Source organism: Actinomadura geliboluensis, from assembly GCF_005889745.1.
Classification (GTDB): Bacteria; Actinomycetota; Actinomycetes; order Streptosporangiales; family Streptosporangiaceae; genus Spirillospora; species Spirillospora geliboluensis.
Genome location: NZ_VCKZ01000655.1, coordinates 1 through 2,846, shown reverse-complemented (window position 1 = coordinate 2,846; position 2,846 = coordinate 1). Strand labels below are relative to the sequence as shown.

The window sequence follows — 2,846 nt, the reverse complement described above, 5'->3', positions numbered from 1 at the left end:
TCGCCTTCCACTGCCCGTCGGCGGCGGGACGCCAGGCGTCGTGGCGCTCGTGGAACAGCGCGAACGCCTGCGAGCCGCTCCAGTCGTCCGGCAGCAGCTCCGCCGGGAGGGCCGGGTCGAGGAACGGGAACCGGCGCCACTCCTGGACGAGCCTCGTGTGCGCGGCGAACGTGCCCGGCTCGTCGGCGGGGCGCAGCGCGCGGACGGCGTCGAGGAAGTCCTCGTAGGCGAGCTCGATCTCGTCGAGGTCCCACGCCTGGCGGGCCACGCGGCGCGCCTCGGCCAGGTCGCCGAGGCCGCCGGTGAACAGCGTGGAGGTGTCGGCGACGCCGATCTCGGCGAGGACGCCGCGCACCTCGGGCTCGCGGCCGGGGTGCGGGCTCACCCACACGCCGGGGGACAGGTTGCCGAGCCCGCTCCAGGCGAGCCGGGTGCGCAGCAGGTGCCGGAGCCTGCGGCTGGTCTCCGGGACGGTCGCGAGGACCAGCAGCCACCGCCCGTCCCACGGGCCGACCGGGCCGCCGAACCCGTAGATCCGCTCGGTGCCGTCGGTCAGCAGCCGCTCGCCGGCCGGGGTGAGCCGCCAGGCGGTGCGGCGGCCGCGCCGCTCCCCGGCGAGCCAGCCCTCGGCGGCGCTGCGCGCGAGCGCCTGCCGGACGGCCTTCTCCTCCACGCCGAGCAGCCCGAGCGCGCGCAGGAACGTCGCCGTCCAGACCGCTTCGCCGCCGGGCAGGACGAACTCGCCGAGCACGGTCAGCAGCAGCGACCGGGCACTCGCCGCGCCCAGCTCGCGCCGGCGCCGGAACTCGGGCCGGGGCGGCGCCGCGTCCCCGCCGGATCGGGCCATGTGCTTCTCCTTCTGAGCCCTTCAGGGGCGCGGCGGTCCATGGAACGCTGTCCAGTATCGCGCCACCGCCGCGCGCCTCGTGCGCGGTCCGCGCGACCCGAGCCTCATTCCACAAGTCTATTGACTGGCGTTTCATCCATGTAGAGCATAAGTGCCACGGTTCCCGGCGACTGGAGACCCCGATGACCGCTGAAACGGCGACCGCACCGGCCGCGTCCGACACGTTCAACGCATCCGACTACCTCCTCCAGGCGGCCGGACGGGCCGACACCGCCGGCCGGACGGCGCTCACCGGGCCCGGGGGCGACCTCGCCTACGCGGAACTGGCGGAGCTCGCCGGGCACGTCGCGGCCGGGCTGGCGAGCCGGGGGCTGCGCGGCGAGGAGCGCGTGGTGCTGTTCATGGCGGACGGGCCGCTCATGGCCGCCGCGATCCTCGGCGCGATGCGGCTCGGCGCCGTCCCGGTGCCGGTGTCGACGATGCTGACGGGCGGCGAGCTGGCCGCGCTGCTCAACGACGCGCGGGCCAGGGTGCTGCTGGTCAGCGACGCGTTCGCGGTGACGGCGGAGGCGGCGCTCGCGCTGGCGCCGGGCGTGCGGCACGTGGCGGTGGAGGGCGGCGCCGCGCTCCAGGCGCCGCCCGGCGTGCGGGTGACCCCCTTCGACGCGCTGGTCCGGGACGGCCGCGAGCGCGGCGGCGAACCGCCCGAGCCCGACGCGACCCCCTACGTGACCTCGGACGACTCCAGTGCACTGTGGCTCTACACGTCCGGGACGACCGGCAAGCCGAAAGGCGCGATGCACCGGCACGCCAACATCCGGCACGTCGTGGAGACCTACGGCCGCCAGGTCCTCGGCATCACGCCCGAGGACCGCTGCTACTCGGTCGCCAAGCTGTTCTTCGCCTACGGGATCGGCAACTCGCTGTTCTTCCCGCTCGCGGTCGGCGCCACCGCGATCCTGGATCCCGACCGGCCGACGCCCGCGTCCGTCGCGGAGCGGCTGGCCGAGTACCGCCCGACGCTGTTCTTCGCCGTCCCGACCTTCTACGCCGCGATCCTGAACGCGGACGTGCCGGTGGAGGCGTTCGCGTCCGTGCGGCTGGCGGTGTCGGCGGGCGAGCCGCTGCCCGCCGAGCTGTGCCGCCGCTTCACCGCCCGGTACGGGGTGGAGATCATCGACGGGATCGGCTCGACGGAGTGCCTGCACATCTTCCTGTCGAACCGCCCGGGGCGGGTGCGGCCGGGCACGACGGGCACCGCCGTCCCCGGGTACGAGCTGCGGGTCGTGGACGACGACGGGGCCGACGTGCGGCCGGGCACGCCCGGTTCGCTGCTGGTGAAGGGCGAGTCGATCGCGACGGGCTACTGGTGCCGCACCGACACCACCCGCAAGGTGTTCCAGGGGGAGTGGCTGCGCACCGGCGACACCTACGTGGTGGACGAGGACGGCTACTACACCTGCCTCGGCCGGACCGGCGACATGCTCAAGGCCGGCGGGATCTGGGTGTCGCCCGCCGAGGTCGAGGCGCGGCTGCTGGAGCACCCGGCGGTGGCGATGGCCGCGGTCGTCGGGCTGCCGGACGCCGACGGCCTGGACAAGCCGGTCGCCGCGGTCGTCCTCAAGGAGGGGGCCGTCGCCGAGCCGGCGGAGCTGATCGCCTTCTGCCGGGCCGGGCTCGCCTCGTTCAAGCGCCCCCGCGAGGTGCTGGTCGTGGACAAGCTGCCGACCACCCCCACCGGCAAGCTCCGCCGCTTCGCCGTCCGGGACCTGGCCGCCGCCCTGCTCGCCGCCGACTAGCCCCGGCCCGGGGCCTGCCCCGACCAGCTGTCCGGTCGGTTCGCGGCCGGAAGCGGACACGCCGCCCGCGCGCCGCGCCGGCCGGTTCGCCCGTCGAACTCCTGGACGCGCCGCTCCGCAAGGGGAGGCGCGTCGCCGAGTCAGTGCCCGGCGCCGCGCGCCGGGGATCGCGAGGGCCTGGGGGCCCGGGGGGAGACGAG

General features: G+C 75.7%; 2 protein-coding genes. One reads left to right on the top strand and one right to left on the bottom strand.

Annotated elements, in window-relative coordinates; all coding sequences use genetic code 11:
* Positions 1-847 (bottom strand): PaaX family transcriptional regulator (locus tag ETD96_RS43105; RefSeq protein WP_138642244.1); only part of this gene is annotated, 847 nt, incomplete at its 3' end.
* A gap of 182 nt (positions 848-1,029) precedes the next feature.
* Here ETD96_RS43105 and ETD96_RS43100 point away from each other — a divergent pair.
* Entirely contained in the window at positions 1,030-2,646 is a 1,617-nt protein-coding gene (locus ETD96_RS43100; protein WP_138642243.1) for a benzoate-CoA ligase family protein, read from the top strand.
* Positions 2,647-2,846: the final 200 nt, after the last annotated feature.

What these genes read in the sequence shown, in the direction of transcription:
- ETD96_RS43100 (WP_138642243.1), top strand. Translation starts at nt 1,030, where the DNA reads ATGACCGCTGAAACGGCGACCGCACCGGCCGCGTCCGACACGTTCAAC.